Raw genomic sequence first — 17461 nt, forward strand, 5'->3', positions numbered from 1 at the left:
AGCGTCCGGGAAAAACCCGCAGCAAGTGAGAGAGCGTCAGGGAAAAACCTGCAGGAAGTGAGAGAGGGTCAGGGAAAAACCTGCGGGAAGTGAGAGAGCGTTGGGGGGTCATCGGACCTCAGAAGGATTCAGCTTGAGCCGCCGCAGCAGCTGGGCGTTGAGGGCCACCACGATCGTGGAGGCGGACATCAGGACAGCACCGGCGGCGGGGGAGAGCACCACGCCTGCAAAGGTCAGGACGCCGGCGGCCAGCGGCACGGCCAAGATGTTGTAGCCGGTGGCCCACACCAGGTTCTGCCACATCTTCCGGTAGCTGGCACGGGAGAGGTCCACCATGGACAGGACCGCCCGCGGATCGTTCCCGGCCAGGACCACGCCGGCCGATTCCATGGCCACATCGGTTCCGGCGCCGATGGCGATTCCCACTTCGGCCCTCGCGAGCGCGGGGGAGTCGTTGACGCCGTCGCCCACCATGGCCACCTTCAGGCCGCGGGCCTGCAGCTCAGCGACTTTTTTATCCTTGTCCGCGGGCAGGACCTCGGCGAACACCTCGTCGATGTGCAGTTCCTCCGCAACGGCCTGGGCCACCTGGTGCGCGTCGCCGGTGATCATGGCCACCTTCACGCCGCGGTTCTGCAGGGCCGCCACGGCCTGCCGCGACTCAGCCCGCACAGCATCTTCGAGACTCACGGCACCCAGGACGCGGCCGCCGTCGTCAATGACATGCAGCACCGCGGCACCGCGGTCCATCCACCCTCGCGTCGTGGCCGCCAGGGCGGAAGGCACGACGACGCGGAGCTCGCGCAGCAGCGCGGGCCCGCCGACGTGGACGGGCCGTCCGTCCACGCTGGCGAGGACGCCACGCCCGGTCAGCGAGCTGAACCCGGTGGCGGGCGGAAGTGTCAGGTTCCGCTGCCGGGCGGCGCGGACGATGGCCCGGGCCACGGGATGTTCGCTGTCCGATTCGACGGCGGCGGCGAGGGCCAGCAGGGTGTCCGGGTCCACGCCCGGTGTCACAGCGATGTCCTTGAGATCGGGCGCGCCGGTGGTCAGGGTACCTGTCTTGTCGAAGAGCACGACGTCGACGGTGCGCATGCGTTCCAGCGCCATCCGGTTCTTGATGAGGACGCCGGCGCGGGCTGCCTGCTCGGTGGAGATGGCGATGACCAGCGGGATGGCCAGGCCCAGGGCGTGCGGGCAGGCGATCACCAGCACGGTGACGGTCCGGGTCACGGCGTCAGGCACGCTGCCCAGCAGGGTCCACACCATGAAGGTGATGACACCTGCTCCGGCGGCGAAGTAGAACAGGACCGCCGCAGCGCGGTCGGCCAGTGCCTGGGCCTTCGAGGATGAGGCCTGGGCTTCGGCGACCAGGCGCTGGATGCCGGCCAGGGCGGTGTTTTCGCCGACGGCGGTGACCCGGACACGGACGCTGTTATCTGTGGCTACGGTCCCGGCCACCACGGAGTCGCCCACGGCGCGGGGGACGGTTTTGGATTCGCCGGTGATCATGGACTCGTCGAATTCGGCCTGCCCGTCCACCACAGTTCCGTCGGCCGGCATGCGGGCGCCGGAGCGCACCAGGACGGTATCGCCTTCGCGGAGTTCGGACACGGGGACGGTTTCGGTGCCGTCGGCGGTGATGCGGTCGGCTTCGTCGGGCAGCAGCGCGGCAAGGGCATCCAGGGCGCCCTGCGCGGAGCCGAGGGCCCGCATTTCAATCCAGTGCCCCAGCAGCATGATGGCCACCAGCAGGGCGAGCTCCCACCAGAAATCCAGGTCAAAGCCGCCGATGCCCAGGCTCGTGATCCAGGACGCCACGAACGCCACCGTGATGGCCATGGCGATCAGCAGCATCATTCCCGGCTGACGGTCCTTCAGCTCGCGGACGCCGCCCTTGAGGAACGGCTGGCCGCCGTAGAGGAAAATGACGGTTCCCAGCACCGGCGGGATCCAGGCCGAGCCCGGGAACATGGGTGCCATATAGCCCAGTATGTGGCCCACCATGGGGCTGAAGTAGACCACCGGAACGGACAGGGCGAGCGTGAGCCAGAACCGGTTTTTGAACATGGCCGTGCTGTGGCCGGCGTGCTGCCCGTGCGTGTGGACGGCGTGGTCGTCGTCAGGGCCGTGCCCATGCTGTGGCTGGTGCCCGCCGTGCTGGGAGTGCATGTCGGCGGCAGCGGCGGCTGCCACGGTTCCGTGTGCAGCGTGCCCGGCGTGGGCGGTGTGCCCCGCGTGGGCAGCATGCCCCGCATGCCCGACGGCGGCGCCCCCCTCAGCCGGGATCCCGGCGTCGTCGTGGTGCTGGGTTTCTCGCATGTCAGTTCCATTCCTTCGGAGAAGATCAATGGGTGCTGGGGTTGAACGGCTGTGAAGGCTGGTGCTTTGGCGCCTGCCGGGACATACCACGTCACTGACAACACTTTGAAGATACCCCCAGGGGGTATGTAAGTCAAGGACCTTAAGCCTCTCGCGGCGCCCCAGGATCCGCAAATGAGGGGCCACTGGCTACCAATGCGGCCGGGTTCATGCCCATACTGGGGGATTGCTGCACTCTGGTCACCAATGGCGGTGGCCGGATATTGTTTGGAGGCGCCCTTATGCCCAGGCTCAACAGCCCAATGACCTATTCCAGTGCCCTTGGCGACGGCCCGTGCCTGGCAGGCACTTTCCGCGCGGAGTTCCCATCGCAGATCCTGCATTGGTCAGACACGATGTTCCAGATACATGGCTACCAGCGCGGTGAGGTGGTGCCCACACTGGAGCTCCTGTACTCCCACAAGCACCCCGACGACAGGCAGCGGTGCCAGGAGATCGCGGCGAAAGTCCTGCAGACCGGCGGGCATTTCTGCATGTACCACCGCATAACCGACGCGAAGGGCCAGATCCGCCATGTCCTGACCTCCGGCGATGCGATCCAGGACAAGGACGGTAAGGTGACTGCGCTGGAGGGCATCATGCTGGACCTGTCCTCCACTCTGCGGCGGGAGACGGATCAGATAGCCCGCGATGCGGTGGCCGCGGCCACGGCCACCCGCAGCGTCATTGACCAGGCCCGCGGCATCCTAATGGGCAGGCTGCTGGTCGGATCCGAGGAAGCCTTCCAGTTGCTCGTCACCCACAGCAGCCACCGCAACGTGAAGCTCGCGGCGGTGGCGGCCGAGATCCTGCGCCTGGCCGATCTGCCTGAAGGGCCCGCCGAACTTGATGCGGCCATCCACGAAATGCAGGCCCGGGAAAGGACCGCTAAGGCCAAACATCGTGGGCGCCGGCACCATCATCTTGAATCGCCTGCCCTGAAGTGACAGTATCTGCGTATGAATGCAGATACGCAGGCTTCCCGCCTCAGTCCCGACAGCCAGTACGTTGAGCTCGCCGTCGAAGTCTTCGCGATGCTCGCCGATGCCACCCGGGTACGCCTGATCCTGGCCCTTCGCGAGGGCGAACTCTCCGTTAATGCGCTCGCCGGGATCGCCGGTAAATCGGCCCCTGCCGTGTCCCAGCACCTGGCTAAGATGCGGCTGGCGCGGATGGTGTCCACCCGCCAGGAGGGCACCAAGGTCTTCTACCGGCTGGAGGACGGCCACGCCTGGCAGCTGGTGGCCGACGCCATCCACCAGGCCGAGCACGCGCTGGGAAACGCCCCGCGCCACGGAATGGCGTCCCACGCCCGGCCGGAGGCCGGCAAGTGAGCCACGAGCCGGCCCGCGCCGGGGGCCAGCACGAGCATTCGGTAACGCACGACGGCGGCCATCACCACGGTCAGGATCCGCACCACAGCCACGGGGATCACAGCCATGCTCACCATGGTCACGATGACCACGGGCACCACGACGACCACCATCACCACGCCACCGGCTTCAAAGGCTGGCTCCAGCAGCTCTTCATCCCGCATTCCCACGATTCCGCAGACTCGGTGGACGATGCCCTCGAAAGCAGCGCCCAGGGCATCCGTGCCGTCAAGATCTCGTTGCTGGGCCTCGGCGCAACGTCCCTGTTCCAGCTTGCCATCGTCCTGATCAGCGGCTCCGTGGCACTGCTGGCTGATACGGTCCACAACTTCTCCGACGCCCTCACCGCCGTGCCGCTGTGGATCGCGTTTGTGCTCGGGCGCCGGCCGGCCTCCCGGACCTTCACCTACGGCCTGGGCAAGGCCGAGGATCTGGCGGGCCTGTTCATCGTGGCCATGATCGCACTCTCAGCGGTGGTGGCCGCCGTCGAATCCATCCGCCGCTTCTTTGAGCCGCAACCCGTGCACAACCTGGGCTGGGTGCTGGCCGCCGGCCTGGTGGGCTTCGCCGGCAATGAGCTCGTGGCCATCTACCGGATCCGTGTAGGCCGCCGGATCGGCTCGGCTGCCCTGCTGGCGGACGGGATCCACGCGCGGACAGACGGCTTTACCTCGCTCGCCGTCGTCGCGGGCGTCATCGGCATCTGGCTGGGCTTCCCGCTCGCGGACCCGATTGTCGGGCTCCTCATCTCAGCGGCGATCGGCGTGCTCCTGTGGGGCACCGTCCGTGACGTGGGGCGCCGGCTCCTGGACGGCGTCGATCCCGCCCTCTCGGACCGGCTCGCCGCGCTGGTCACCGAGAACGCGCCCGCGGGCAGTTCCTCCCGGCTGCGGTGGAGCGGTCACCGCCTGCACGCTGAAATCACGGTCCCGGCCGACGGCGGCACGCACCTGGCGGAGTTCACCGCCATCGCGCATTCCCTGGAAGAAAAGGCGCGCGGCACCCTGCGCAACCTCGGCTCTGTCACCGTCGTGCCAATCATGCGGAGCGGGAACGGGCCGGCTCCCAGCTGATGGAATAGGCTTTCGGCATGGGACTAATCATCACTCTGCTTATCATCTGGCTTGTTCTCTCGATCCTTGGCTTCGTGATTGAGGGCCTGCTCTGGCTCGCCGTCATCGGCCTGGTGCTTCTGGTGGCTACGGCTGCCTGGGGCTGGATAAAGCGAAAAGCCCGTACCTGAGCCCGCCGTTGACGCCGTCGTAAGCCCTGCCTGCCCAAACGCTCTCTCACTTGATGCGCGTTTTTCGTAACGCTCTCTCACTTACCGACGCTTTTCGAGGAACGCTCTCTCACTTGATGTGCGTTTTTCGGAACGCTCTTTCACTTTCCGTGGCTTGTGGAGCAACGCTCTGGCACCCCCCGATTGATCCGAAGTGCCAGAGCGTTGGGGGAGAAGCGGCAGGAAGTGCCAGAGGGTCGCGGGAAAAACGGCAGGAAGTGCCAGAGGGTGTGGGGAAGGGAGGGGACTGTGACGATGATCCCGGCCGGAAAAATTGCGGGCCGGCCGGAACCCAGCTAAGCTGTGAGGCGTGTCACGGATGATGTGACGCATGCTTTTGATCTGCGGCGGGAGAGTTCTGCCGGTACGTTCAGCAGGCGCCGTAGGAGCAAATCCTCCCCAGGAATCTCTCAGGCCCACGTACCGCCGCGGTTAGGCAACTCTGGAAAGCAGTCCGGCAACGGGCTCACCGACGGTGCAAGCAGCACCCTGCGAACAGCAGGTGCGGCGGAAACTCTCAGGTCCAATACAGAGCGGGGAGGAACCCGAATCAATGTGGCGTACCCAGCACGCCACCTGAATTATGGAGTTCCTTCATGACAGTCCAGTCGTCCCCCACCACCTTTGCCGATCGGCATATCGGTGCCCGCCGCCAGGCCGACATCGACACCATGCTCAAAGCCGTCGGCTACGACACCGTTGACGGCCTCGTGGACGTTGCCGTTCCCGACTCCATCCGCCAGGAATCCCCCCTCAGCCTGGACAGCGCCCTCAGCGAAGTCCAGGTCCTCGCCGCACTCCGCAAGCTCGCCGGCAAGAACAAGATGGCCGTGCAGATGATCGGCCAGGGCTACTACGACACCGTGACCCCGCCGGTGATCCGCCGCAACATCCTCGAGGCTCCCGCCTGGTACACCGCCTACACCCCGTACCAGCCGGAAATCTCCCAGGGCCGCCTCGAAGCGCTGCTGAACTTCCAGACCATGGTCCAGGACCTCACCGGCCTCCCGGTAGCCAACGCCTCCCTGCTGGACGAAGCCACCGCCGTCGCCGAAGCAGTGCTCCTGATGCGCCGCGCCAACAAGAACAAAACCGCCAAGGACGGCAAGACTGTCCTGGACGCCGATCTCCTCCCGCAGACCATCGCCATTGTGCTGGGCCGCGCGGAAGCCCTCGGCTTCGAGGTCGAAATCGCCGACCTCTCCAACGGACTGCCCAGCGGCGACATCAACGGCATCGTCCTCCAGCAGCCCGGCGTTTCCGGCCGGGTCTGGGACCAGTCCGCAGTCATCGCAGAAGCCAAGGAACGCGGTGCCCTGGTCACCGTCGCCGCCGACCTCCTGGCCCTCACCCTCATCACCCCTCCCGGCGAGCAGGGCGCAGACGTCGCCGTCGGCTCCACCCAGCGCCTGGGCGTGCCGCTGTTCTTCGGCGGCCCGCACGCCGCCTACATGGCCGTCCGCGAAGGCATGGAGCGCACGCTCCCCGGCCGCATCGTGGGCGTCTCCAAGGACAACGCCGGCGTCCCCGCCTACCGCCTGGCGCTCCAGACCCGCGAGCAGCACATCCGCCGCGAGAAGGCCACCTCCAACATCTGCACCGCGCAGGCACTGCTGGCCATCGTCTCCTCCTTCTACGCCGTCTACCACGGCCCCGACGGCCTGAAGGCAATCGCCGAAACCGTCCACAACAACACCCGCGCCCTCGCCACCACGCTGGTCAAGGCAGGCCGCGAACTGGTCAGCGACACCTTCTTCGACACCATCACGGTCCGCGTGCCGGGCAAAGCCGCCAAGGTCATCTCCGCCGCTGAAGCCCAGGGTGTCAACCTGCGCCTCATCGACGCGGACACCGTTGGTGTTTCCGTCGATGAAACCACGACGTCGGAGGTCCTCGCAGCGGTTGTCGTCGCCTTTGGCGCCGGTCCCGTTGTGGAAGCGCAGGGCTTCGAACTGCCCGAATCGGTACTGCGCACCTCCGAGTACCTGCAGCACCCGGTCTTCAACACGCACCGTTCCGAAACCCAGCTGCTCCGCTACATCCGGAAGCTCTCGGACCGGGACCTGGCACTGGACCGCACCATGATCCCGCTGGGCTCCTGCACCATGAAGCTCAATGCCACCGCGGAAATGGAAGCCATCTCCTGGCCGGAGTTCGCCTCCATCCACCCCTTCGCCCCGGACTCCCAGACCGAAGGCTGGCGCGAACTCATCAGCGGCCTCGAAGCCGACCTCGCCGAGATCACCGGGTACGACCAGGTGTCCATCCAGCCGAACGCCGGCTCCCAGGGCGAACTCGCGGGCCTGCTGGCGATCCGCGGCTACCACCACTCCCGCGGAGACCAGCAGCGCAACGTCTGCCTGATCCCTGCCTCGGCGCACGGCACCAACGCCGCCTCCGCCGTCCTGGCCGGCATGAAGGTTGTTGTGGTGGCCACGGCCGCTGACGGCACCATCGACCACGCAGACCTGCAGGCCAAGATCGAGACCCACAAGGACGTCCTCTCGGCCATCATGATCACCTACCCGTCCACCCACGGTGTGTACGACGCCGACGTCCGGGAAGTCTGCGACGCCATCCATGCGGCGGGCGGCCAGGTCTACGTTGACGGTGCCAACCTCAACGCGCTGGTGGGCCTGGCCCAGCCGGGCAAGTTCGGCGGCGACGTCTCGCACCTGAACCTGCACAAGACCTTCTGCATCCCGCACGGCGGCGGCGGACCCGGTGTCGGCCCGGTCGCAGCCAAGGCACACCTGGCACCGTTTATGCCGGGCGATGCCAACAAGGCAGCGCACGAAGAGGGCCACGGCGTCGCAATTTCCGCTTCACGGTTCGGCTCTGCCGGCGTGCTCCCGATCTCCTGGGCCTACGTGAAGATGATGGGCGGCGAAGGCCTCACCGAAGCCACCAAGTCCGCACTGCTCGCAGCCAACTACATCGCAGCCCGCCTCAACGAGTACTTCCCGGTCCTCTACACCGGCGAGGGCGGGCTCGTGGCGCACGAGTGCATCCTGGACCTCCGCGAACTCACCGCGAAGACCGGTGTCACGGCTGAGGATGTGGCCAAGCGCCTCATCGACTTCGGTTTCCACGCCCCCACACTGTCCTTCCCGGTCGCCGGGACGCTGATGGTGGAGCCCACGGAGTCCGAGGACGTCGCCGAGATCGATAGGTTCATCGAGGCCATGATCATCATCCGCCAGGAAATCGACCAGGTCGCCGCCGGCGACTTCACGGTGGAGAGCAGCCCGCTGCGGAACGCCCCGCACACGGCAGCCGCCGTCGTTTCTTCAGAGTGGGACCGTTCCTACCCGCGCGAGCAGGCCGCCTTCCCGGTGCACACGCTCCGTCAGGACAAGTACTTCCCGCCCGTGGGCCGCATCGACGGCGCGGCCGGAGACCGTAACCTTGTCTGCTCCTGCCCGCCGCTCTCCGAATTCGAAAACTGAAGGGTCCTGTCATGACTGAGAAGTACACCGCTCTCTACGAAGAGCACAAGAAGCTCGGCGCTTCCTTCACCGACTTCGGTGGCTGGCAGATGCCCCTGAAGTATTCCTCCGAGCTGGCCGAGCACCACGCGGTCCGCAAGGCCGCAGGCCTGTTCGACCTCTCCCACATGGGCGAAGTCTGGGTCACCGGCCCCGAAGCCGGTGCGTTCCTGGACTACGCCTTGGTGGGCAAGCTCTCCGCAGTTGCGGACGGCAAGGCCAAATACTCCCTGATCTGCAACCCCGACGGCGGCATCATCGATGACCTCATTGTCTACCGGTTCGGCGACGGGAAGTACCTCGTGGTCCCCAACGCGGGCAACGCACCCATCGTCGCCGCTGCCCTGGCAGAGCGCGCAGCCAACTTCGACGTCACCGTCAAGGACGTCTCCGCCGAGACCTCGCTGGTTGCCGTCCAGGGTCCCCGGGCCGAGGCCATCCTGCTCAAGCTGACGGACCAGGCCCAGCACCCGCTGGTCACGGACCTGAAGTACTATGCGTTCAACGAGCTCACCATCGCCGGGCACGATGTCATCCTGGCCCGCACCGGCTACACCGGCGAGGACGGCTTCGAGCTGTTCATCCCCAACGAGGCCGCAGCTGACCTGTGGGCCAAGGTGGCCGAAGCAGGCGCCGAGTTCGGCATCGTCCCGTGCGGCCTCGCGTCCCGCGACTCGCTCCGCCTCGAAGCCGGCATGCCGCTCTACGGCAACGAGCTCTCGCTCGAGCGTTCACCGTTCGACGCCGGCCTGGGCCCCGTCGTTGCGCTCAAGTCCAAAGAAGGCGACTTCGTGGGCCGCGCCGCACTGGAAGCCGTGAAGGAGGCCGGTCCCCAGCAGAAGCTCGTCGGCCTCAAGGGCCTCGGACGCCGCGCCGGCCGCGGCCACTACCCGGTCCTCAAGGACGGCGTCCAGGTGGGCGAAGTGACCTCCGGCCAGCCCTCACCGACGCTTGGCTACCCGGTCGCGTTGGCCTACGTCGACATCGAGCACACCGAAATCGGCACCGCCCTGGACATCGACCTCCGCGGCAAGGCAGAGCCGTTCGAGGTCGTCGCCCTCCCGTTCTACAAGCGCCAAAAGTAGTCCGGCGTCCGTTGGCCCGTCGGGTCCGACCTCCTCTGCATGCTCGGTCGCGAAGACGCCCGCTGAGCGGACGTGACGCTCCCTTAGACGCATGCTGCCGGAGGCCGGGACCCGAAGGGGCCCGCCACCCCCGACGCTCTGGCAGTTGATGCGCGTTTTGGGCGGACGCTCTCTCACTTGATGTGGGTTTTGGCCCAACGCTCTCTCACTTGATACAGGTTGAGGGCGAACCCTTTCTCACTTACTTACCGACCACCACCAAACTTAAGGAAACACACACATGGCCAAGGTTGCCGCTGAACTGAAGTACTCCGTCGAGCACGAGTGGATCTCCACTGACGGCGACGGTCCGTCCGTGATTGGCGTGTCCGCTGTGGCCGCTGAGGCGCTGGGCGACATCGTGTACGTGGACCTGCCCGAGGTTGGTTCCACCGTGACTGCGGGGGAAACCTGCGGCGAGATCGAGTCCACCAAGTCCGTCTCGGACCTGTACTCCCCGGTCACTGGCGAGGTCACCGAGATCAATGACGACGCCGCCGCCGATCCCGCACTGATCAACAGCGATCCGTACGGCGCCGGCTGGCTCTTTAAGGTCTCCGTCACCGAGGAAGGCCCGCTGCTCTCCGCGCAGGAGTACGCCGAAGCCAACGGCGGCGAACTGTGAGCGCCCCCGCGGAAGTCAAAGCCTTCGAGCAGGTCATCTCCCCGTCCCTGGACGCGGACCTGAGCACGCTGGACCCGGAGATCGCCGTCAAGCTCGACGACGAACTCACCCGCCAGCGCAACGGCCTGGAGATGATCGCCTCGGAGAACCACACCGCCGTCGCCGTCATGCAGGCGCAGGGCTCAGTGCTGACCAACAAGTACGCCGAGGGCTACCCGGGCAAACGCTACTACGGCGGCTGCGAGCACGTGGACGTCACCGAGCAGCTGGCCATTGACAGGGTCAAAGCCCTGTTCGGCGCCGAGTTCGCCAACGTCCAGCCGCACTCCGGCGCACAGGCCAACGCCTCGGTCATGCACGCGCTGATCAAGCCCGGCGATACCATCATGGGCCTGAACCTGGCCCACGGCGGGCACCTGACGCACGGCATGAAGATTAACTTCTCCGGCAAGCTCTACAATGTGGTTCCGTACCAGGTCCGCGAAGACACCCACACCATTGACATGGCCGAGGTGGAGCGCCTGGCGCTGGAGACCAAGCCGCAGCTGATCGTTGCCGGCTGGTCCGCGTACGCCCGGCAGCTGGACTTCGCCGAGTTCCGCCGGATCGCCGATCTGGTGGGCGCATACCTGATGGTGGACATGGCGCACTTCGCCGGCCTGGTCGCAGCAGGCCTTCACCCGAGCCCGGTGCCGCACGCCCACGTCACCACCTCCACCACGCACAAGACCCTCGCCGGTCCGCGCGGCGGCATCATCCTCTCCAACGACCCCGCCATCGCCAAGAAGATCAACTCGGCCGTGTTCCCGGGCCAGCAGGGCGGGCCGCTGGAGCACGTCATCGCCGGCAAGGCTGTGGCCTTCAAGATCGCCGCGTCGCCGGAGTTCAGGGAGCGCCAGGAACGTGTGCTGCTCGGCGCGAGCATCCTGGCCGAGCGCCTGGTCCAGCCGGACGTCACCGCCAAGGGGATCAGCGTCATCTCCGGCGGCACTGATGTGCACCTGGTCCTGGTTGACCTGCGCAACTGCGAGCTCGACGGCCAGCAGGCCGAGGACCGTCTCGCCGCGATCGACATCACGGTCAACCGCAACGCCGTCCCGTTCGATCCGCGCCCGCCGATGGTGACCTCCGGTCTCCGCATCGGCACCCCGGCGCTGGCCACCCGCGGGTTCGGCGAGGCTGCCTTCCGTGAAGTTGCGGACATCATCGCCGAGGCCCTAACGGCCGACGCCGGCGCGGACCTTTCGGGGTTGCGTCACCGGGTTGAAGCACTCGCCGCAGCCCACCCGCTGTACCCGGGCCTCTAGCTTCTGCCCGTGCCGGTGGGACTGACATCCTCTGCGTGCTGCGCCCCACCGGCACCCTAGCCTCGCAAGCTCGGCCAGGGAACCCCGCCGGCGTGGGCCCACTTCGTCGCTTTGACGCACGCTGCCGGATGCCAGCCCCACCGGCACCTCGTGCAGCACCGTGTACTGCGGTGCCGCATCATGAAAATTACTTAGTTAAGGAACCTCAAATGGCCGTTGGTGTCTTTGATCTGTTTTCGATCGGGATCGGACCGTCTAGCTCGCACACTGTGGGGCCGATGCGTGCTGCTGCGGTGTTCGCCGAGGAGCTCAAGGGCTCCGGCCAACTGGCGAAGGTGGCCGGGCTGCGGGTTGACCTGTACGGGTCGCTCGCGGCCACCGGGCACGGCCACGGCACCATGACGGCCATCCTGCTGGGCCTGGAAGGGTTCCACCCGGAGAAGATCCTGCCGGCCGAGGTGGAGGAGCGGTTGGCCGCCATCGCGGAGACCGGCATCCTTAAGCTGGCCGGCGCCGGCGGGGAGGGTGTGCCGCTGCCGTATGGCGTCACGGACATCATCCTGCGCCCGCTGACCATCCTGCCGCGGCACACCAACGGCATGACGTTCACGGTCACGGACGAGGCAGGCGAGGTCCTCCACAAGGCCACGTTCTTCTCCGTGGGCGGCGGCTTCATTGTCCGCGAGGGCGAAGAGGACTCCGCGCTGAAGGAGCTTGACGAGTCCAAGAAGGAACTGCCGCTGCCGTTCCGGACCGCCGCCGAGCTGCTGGGCCGGTGCCAGTCCAAGGGCCTGTCCATCGGTGAGGTGATGTTCGTGAACGAGCGTGCCTCCCGCTCGGAGGAGGAGATCCGCGAAGGCCTGCTGCACATCTACTCCGTCATGGAGGAGTGCGTGCAGGTCTCCCTCAAGCGCGAAGGTCTGCTGCCCGGGGGACTGAAGGTCCGCCGTCGTGCGCCCGACTGGCATGAGCGGCTCGAAAAGGAAGACAAGGACCGGGACCCCAAGTACTGGCAGGAATGGGTGAACCTGATCGCCCTGGCCGTGAACGAGGAGAACGCGTCCGGCGGCCGCGTGGTCACCGCGCCCACCAACGGAGCGGCCGGGATCATCCCGGCGGTCCTGTATTACGCGCTGCATTTCGCCCCCGGCATGGACAAGGCAACGCAGGAAGACCGCGACGACGTCGTGGTCAAGTTCCTGCTCACCGCAGCGGCCATCGGGGTGCTGTACAAGGAACAGGCCTCCATTTCGGGGGCCGAGGTGGGCTGCCAGGGCGAGGTGGGATCGGCGTCGTCGATGGCTGCCGGGGCACTCGCCGAGGTCATGGGCGGCACCCCGCAACAGGTGGAAAACGCGGCCGAAATCGCGATGGAACACAACCTGGGCCTCACATGCGATCCGATCGGCGGGCTGGTCCAGGTCCCGTGCATCGAACGGAACGCGATCGCCGCCGCCAAGGCCATCAACGCCGCAAAGATGGCCCTCTGGGGCGACGGGACACACCGGGTATCGCTGGACGAGGTCATTGTGACCATGCGCGAAACCGGCAAGGACATGTCCTCCAAGTACAAGGAAACGGCCATGGGCGGCCTCGCCGTCAACGTGGTCGAATGCTAGCCGCAATGCTAAGGGAAGAGAACTGATGACACTGGCACCAGAAGGCCGCAAGCTGCTCCGGGTTGAGCAGCGTAACTCTGCGGTTCCCGTGGAGCGGAAGCCTGAGTGGATCAAGGCGAAGGTCCAGATGGGTCCGGAGTATGTCCAGCTCAAGAACCTGGTCAAGAAGGAAGGCCTGCACACGGTGTGTGAGGAGGCCGGCTGCCCCAACATCTTCGAGTGCTGGGAGGACAAGGAAGCCACGTTCCTCATCGGCGGTTCCGAATGCACCCGCCGCTGTGATTTCTGCCAGATCGATACGGGCAAGCCCTCCCCGGTGGACATGTTTGAACCCACCAAGGTGGCCCGGTCCGTCCAGGCGATGCAGCTGCGCTACGCCACGGTGACGGGTGTGGCCCGGGATGACCTGGCGGATGAGGGTGTGTGGCTGTATGCCGAGACGGTCCGGAAGATCCACGAGCTGAACCCGGGCACCGGCGTGGAACTGTTGATCCCTGATTTCTCCGGCAAGCCCGAGCACATCGCGGCGATCTGTGATTCGAAGCCGGAGGTCTTCGCGCACAACGTCGAGACGGTCCCGCGGATTTTCAAGCGGATCCGGCCCGCGTTCCGGTATGACCGGTCCCTTGATGTGATCACCCAAGGCCGGGACCTGGGGATGGTGACCAAGTCCAACCTGATCCTGGGCATGGGCGAGACCCGTGAGGAGATCTCCGAGGCCCTGCGGGACCTGCACGAGGCCGGGTGTGACCTGATCACCATCACCCAGTACCTGCGCCCGTCCGAGCGGCACCTGCCGGTGGACCGCTGGGTCAAGCCGCAGGAATTCGTGGACCTCCAGGACGAGGCCACGGAGCTCGGGTTCCTCGGTGTGATGAGTGGCCCGCTGGTCCGGTCCTCGTACCGTGCGGGCAGGCTCTGGGCCACCGCGATGCGGAAGAAGGGCTGGGAAATCCCGGCCGGGCTCGCCCACATCGAGTCCTCCGGCAGCACCCGCCAGGAAGCCAGCTCACTGCTGGCGGCCCGGGCCAGCTGACCGGCTCCCACCATCGATATCCAGAAAGGACCAAAGATGTTCCCTACGAGAATCGAAATCGTCCCGTCCGCGGGGATCGTTGAGCAGGTCCGCGCCCATGTTCCGCTGACCACCACGCTCACCGTGACGTGCCTGCCCCACCACGGCATCGAGCGGACCGTGAGGAAGGCGGTGGAGCTGGGCGGCCTCGGCTACACCGTCATCCCGCACCTGGCTGCGCGCGGCATCCATGACCGCGCCGAGATGACACGGATCATGCGCGAATGCGATGCCGCCGGCATCCGTGAGGTGTTCGTGATCGGCGGCGACCGGAAGCAGCCGGTCGGTTCCTACGAAGAGGCCCTGCCGCTGCTCGAGGACATCGCGCAGTACACCGGCGGCCGGATGCGCGCCGGGATCGCAGGTTACCCGGAGGGGCACCCGAAGGTGCTGCCCCTGGACCTGCTCGATGCGCTGCTGGCCAAGCAGCACCTGGCCACGTCCATCGTCACCCAGATGTGCTTCGCCGCGCCCAAAATTAACGACTACGCGGCGCTTTTGCGCCGTGAAGGCGTCACGCTGCCCGTTTGGGCGGGCGTGGCGGGGTCCGTCCCGCGGACCAAGCTGGTCTCGCTGGCCACGCAGATCGGCGTCGGAAGTTCCCTGAAGTTCCTCAGCAGGAAAGGCCCGCTGGCGCGCAAGCTGCTCAGCGGCGACCGCTATTCGCCCGCCGGCCTGGTGGCCGAGCTTGAAAACAATGATCCCCAGACCGGCAACATTGCCGGCATCCACCTTTACAGCTTCAACAACCTCGATGCGGTCCCCGATGAAGTGGGCCCCGCGTCTTCCCCCGCAGCACTCCAGTCAGCATTAACCCGAGGAGCAAGCACGTGAGCAGTAAAACCACCACCGCCGAGACGCCCCATCTCGAACGGCAACTGAGCAACCGCCATATCCAGCTGATCGCCATTGGCGGCGCAATCGGCACCGGCCTTTTCATGGGATCCGGCAAAACCATTTCCGCGGCCGGCCCGTCCGTCATCTTCGTCTACATGATCATCGGCTTCATGCTGTTCTTCGTCATGCGGGCCATGGGCGAACTGCTCCTGTCCAACCTGCACTACAAGTCCTTCAGCGATTTCGCCGCTGACCTGCTGGGCCCCTGGGCCGGATTCTTCACCGGCTGGACCTACTGGTTCTGCTGGGTGATCACCGGCATCGCGGACGTCATCGCCATCGCCGCCTACTCCGAGGAACTGTGGCCGGGTGTGCCGTTGTGGATCCCGGGCATCGCCACCGTGATCATCCTCCTGGTCCTGAACCTCGCCACGGTGCGGGCGTTCGGTGAGACCGAGTTCTGGTTCGCGCTGATCAAGATCATCGCCATCGCGGCGCTGATCATCGTGGGCCTGTTCATGATCTTCAGCGGTTTCCAGTCCGACGCCGGCCCTGCCACCTTCACGAACCTGTGGAGCCACGGCGGATTCTTCCCGAATGAATTCATGGGTTTTGTGGCCGGCTTCCAGATCGCCGTGTTCGCGTTTGTGGGCATCGAACTGGTGGGCACCACCGCCGCCGAGGCCAAGGACCCGGAGAAGAACCTGCCCAAGGCCATCAACTCCATCCCCATCCGCGTGCTGCTCTTCTACGTGGGCGCCCTGATCATCCTGATGTCCGTCACCCCGTGGACCCAGTTCCAGGCCGGCCACAGCCCGTTCATCGCCATGTTCTCCCTGGCCGGCCTCGGCGCCGCCGCAACCGTGGTGAACCTGGTGGTACTCAGCTCGGCCATGTCCTCGGCCAACTCCGGGATCTACTCCACCTCACGCATGGTCTACGGCCTGGCCCAGGAAGGCGACGCCCCCACCATGTTCAGCCGCCTGTCCAGCCGCAAGGTCCCGCAGAACGCGCTGTTCCTCTCCTGCATCCTGCTGCTCTCCGGCGTGGTGCTCATGTACGCGGGCTCGGACATCGCCAAGGCCTTCGACATGGTCACCACCGTGGCCGCCGTCTGCTTCGTCTTCGTCTGGTCCATCATCCTGGCCAGCTACCTCAAGTTCCGGAGCCGCCGCCCGCACCTGCACGAGTCCTCCAAGTTCAAGATGCCCGGCGGCATCCCCATGGTCTGGCTGGTGTTCGCGTTCTTCGCCTTCGTGCTCTGGGCCCTGACCACGCAGCCGGACACCCTGACAGCACTTCTGGTCACCCCGGTCTGGTTCGTCATCCTCGGCATCGCCTGGCTCATCATCCGCCGCCGCCCGTCCCACCTGGCCCGCTACGCCGAGTTCCAGCAGGACCTCGCCGGCGAGAAGGTCGTTGCCGAGGAGAGGGCCGTTGCCCACGAGAAAGCCCTGCGGGAGAGCTAGGACATGACCACCGAACACGTCCTGACGGTCAGCTGCAAAGAGTCCCCGGGCATCGTCCATGCGGTGACCGGATACCTGCTGGACCACGACTGCGACATCATCGACACCCAGCACTTCGGCGACCGCCAGGCCCAGCAGTTCTTTATGCGCATCCACTTCGCGTCCGGGGCCAAGGAGTTCAGCACCGAGGGGCTGCGGAGGGACTTCGCGCCGCTGGCCGGGACCTGGGCCATGAACTGGCAGCTGGAGCCGCATGGCCGCAAGCGCCGGGTCCTGGTGATGGTGTCCAAATTCGGGCACTGCCTCAACGATCTGCTGTTCCGGGCCCGCACGGGTGATCTTCCGGTGGAGATCGTGGCCGTGGTCTCCAACCACACGGACCACGAGGACCTGGTCAGGTGGCACAACATCCCGTTCTTCCACCTGCCCGTCACCCAGGAGACCAAGCCGGCGCAGGAGGCGCGGCTGCTGGAGCTGGTGGACCAGTTCGACGTCGAGCTGGTGGTCCTGGCGCGCTACATGCAGGTCCTCAGCGATGAGCTGTCGGCGAAGCTGACGGGCAAAACCATCAACATCCACCACTCATTCCTGCCCAGCTTCAAGGGCGCGAAGCCGTACCACCAGGCGTATGACCGCGGCGTGAAAACCGTGGGCGCCACGGCCCACTACGTTAACGCCGAGCTGGATGAGGGACCCATCATCGCCCAGCAGGTCATCGAGGTGGACCACACGCATACCGCCGAGGATCTGGTGCGGGTGGGCCGGGACGCCGAGTGCAAGGCGCTGAGCAACGCGGTGCGGTGGCACTGCGAGGGCAGGGTAATGCTCGACGGCGGCAGGACAGTCATTCTGCGCTGACACATCTGCACAAGCGCCCCGTCACTCTACCGTGGCGGGGCGT

14 protein-coding genes and 1 riboswitch are annotated in these 17461 nt (G+C 66.2%); of the genes, 13 read left to right on the top strand and 1 reads right to left on the bottom strand.

What is annotated here, in order from left to right:
• Positions 1-108: 108 nt before the first annotated feature.
• Positions 109-2322 carry a heavy metal translocating P-type ATPase gene (locus tag AC1MCA_RS14665; protein WP_479798577.1) on the bottom strand — a complete coding sequence of 738 codons (2214 nt, stop codon included), beginning with the start codon at positions 2320-2322 and terminating at the stop codon, positions 109-111.
• A 302-nt stretch (positions 2323-2624) separates the two neighbouring features.
• Between AC1MCA_RS14665 and AC1MCA_RS14670 the strand changes: the two genes are divergently transcribed.
• The 13 genes from AC1MCA_RS14670 (at position 2625) to purU (ending at position 17418) form a co-directional block, all read left to right on the top strand.
• Complete coding sequence (locus tag AC1MCA_RS14670; RefSeq protein ID WP_479798579.1) at positions 2625-3308, top strand: PAS and ANTAR domain-containing protein; 684 nt, start codon at positions 2625-2627, stop codon at positions 3306-3308.
• Positions 3309-3320: 12 nt separating this feature from the next.
• Positions 3321-3695, top strand: a complete 375-nt coding sequence (locus tag AC1MCA_RS14675; protein WP_479798582.1) for an ArsR/SmtB family transcription factor — start codon at positions 3321-3323, stop codon at positions 3693-3695.
• Positions 3692-4807 carry a cation diffusion facilitator family transporter gene (locus tag AC1MCA_RS14680; protein WP_479798586.1) on the top strand — a complete coding sequence of 372 codons (1116 nt, stop codon included), beginning with the start codon at positions 3692-3694 and terminating at the stop codon, positions 4805-4807. The genes AC1MCA_RS14675 and AC1MCA_RS14680 overlap by 4 nt, the downstream gene beginning before the upstream one ends.
• Before the next feature lie 17 nt (positions 4808-4824).
• A complete protein-coding gene (locus tag AC1MCA_RS14685; protein ID WP_479798588.1) occupies positions 4825-4977 on the top strand; it encodes an LPXTG cell wall anchor domain-containing protein in 153 nt (50 codons plus the stop codon).
• Positions 4978-5354: 377 nt separating this feature from the next.
• Positions 5355-5452, top strand: a riboswitch (glycine riboswitch).
• Positions 5453-5612: 160 nt separating this feature from the next.
• On the top strand, positions 5613-8465 hold the full coding sequence (gene gcvP, locus AC1MCA_RS14690) for an aminomethyl-transferring glycine dehydrogenase (RefSeq protein WP_479798590.1): 2853 nt from the start codon (positions 5613-5615) through the stop codon (positions 8463-8465).
• Positions 8466-8476: 11 nt separating this feature from the next.
• Complete coding sequence (gene gcvT, locus AC1MCA_RS14695; RefSeq protein WP_479798592.1) at positions 8477-9589, top strand: glycine cleavage system aminomethyltransferase GcvT; 1113 nt, start codon at positions 8477-8479, stop codon at positions 9587-9589.
• A 280-nt stretch (positions 9590-9869) separates the two neighbouring features.
• Positions 9870-10253, top strand: coding sequence for a glycine cleavage system protein GcvH (gene gcvH, locus AC1MCA_RS14700; protein ID WP_108598652.1), 384 nt, complete (start codon positions 9870-9872; stop codon positions 10251-10253).
• Entirely contained in the window at positions 10250-11560 is a 1311-nt protein-coding gene (gene glyA / locus AC1MCA_RS14705) for a serine hydroxymethyltransferase (protein ID WP_479798597.1), read from the top strand. Before gcvH ends, glyA begins: the two co-directional genes overlap by 4 nt.
• 209 nt (positions 11561-11769) lie before the next feature.
• On the top strand, positions 11770-13179 hold the full coding sequence (locus AC1MCA_RS14710) for an L-serine ammonia-lyase (protein ID WP_479798599.1): 1410 nt from the start codon (positions 11770-11772) through the stop codon (positions 13177-13179).
• A gap of 25 nt (positions 13180-13204) precedes the next feature.
• The gene (gene lipA, locus AC1MCA_RS14715) at positions 13205-14215 is read left to right on the top strand and encodes a lipoyl synthase (RefSeq protein ID WP_479798601.1); all 1011 of its coding nucleotides are present in this window, start codon (positions 13205-13207) and stop codon (positions 14213-14215) included.
• Positions 14216-14251: 36 nt separating this feature from the next.
• The gene (locus AC1MCA_RS14720; protein ID WP_479798604.1) at positions 14252-15088 is read left to right on the top strand and encodes a methylenetetrahydrofolate reductase; all 837 of its coding nucleotides are present in this window, start codon (positions 14252-14254) and stop codon (positions 15086-15088) included.
• Positions 15064-16560: a D-serine/D-alanine/glycine transporter gene (gene cycA / locus AC1MCA_RS14725; protein ID WP_479803411.1), complete on the top strand. Its 1497-nt coding sequence runs from the start codon at positions 15064-15066 to the stop codon at positions 16558-16560. The genes AC1MCA_RS14720 and cycA overlap by 25 nt, the downstream gene beginning before the upstream one ends.
• A 3-nt stretch (positions 16561-16563) precedes the next feature.
• Positions 16564-17418, top strand: a complete 855-nt coding sequence (gene purU, locus AC1MCA_RS14730; RefSeq protein WP_479798606.1) for a formyltetrahydrofolate deformylase — start codon at positions 16564-16566, stop codon at positions 17416-17418.
• Positions 17419-17461 lie beyond the last annotated feature (43 nt).

The sequence above is a fragment of the Arthrobacter sp. BK1 genome (assembly GCF_056680055.1).

Coding starts and splice junctions, on each gene's coding strand:
- AC1MCA_RS14665 (WP_479798577.1), bottom strand. CDS start 2,322: ATGCGAGAAACCCAGCACCACGACGACGCCGGGATCCCGGCTGAGGGG.
- AC1MCA_RS14675 (WP_479798582.1), top strand. CDS start 3,321: ATGAATGCAGATACGCAGGCTTCCCGCCTCAGTCCCGACAGCCAGTAC.
- AC1MCA_RS14670 (WP_479798579.1), top strand. CDS start 2,625: ATGACCTATTCCAGTGCCCTTGGCGACGGCCCGTGCCTGGCAGGCACT.
- AC1MCA_RS14710 (WP_479798599.1), top strand. CDS start 11,770: ATGGCCGTTGGTGTCTTTGATCTGTTTTCGATCGGGATCGGACCGTCT.
- gcvT (WP_479798592.1), top strand. CDS start 8,477: ATGACTGAGAAGTACACCGCTCTCTACGAAGAGCACAAGAAGCTCGGC.
- lipA (WP_479798601.1), top strand. CDS start 13,205: ATGACACTGGCACCAGAAGGCCGCAAGCTGCTCCGGGTTGAGCAGCGT.
- AC1MCA_RS14685 (WP_479798588.1), top strand. CDS start 4,825: ATGGGACTAATCATCACTCTGCTTATCATCTGGCTTGTTCTCTCGATC.
- gcvP (WP_479798590.1), top strand. CDS start 5,613: ATGACAGTCCAGTCGTCCCCCACCACCTTTGCCGATCGGCATATCGGT.
- AC1MCA_RS14720 (WP_479798604.1), top strand. CDS start 14,252: ATGTTCCCTACGAGAATCGAAATCGTCCCGTCCGCGGGGATCGTTGAG.
- gcvH (WP_108598652.1), top strand. CDS start 9,870: ATGGCCAAGGTTGCCGCTGAACTGAAGTACTCCGTCGAGCACGAGTGG.
- purU (WP_479798606.1), top strand. CDS start 16,564: ATGACCACCGAACACGTCCTGACGGTCAGCTGCAAAGAGTCCCCGGGC.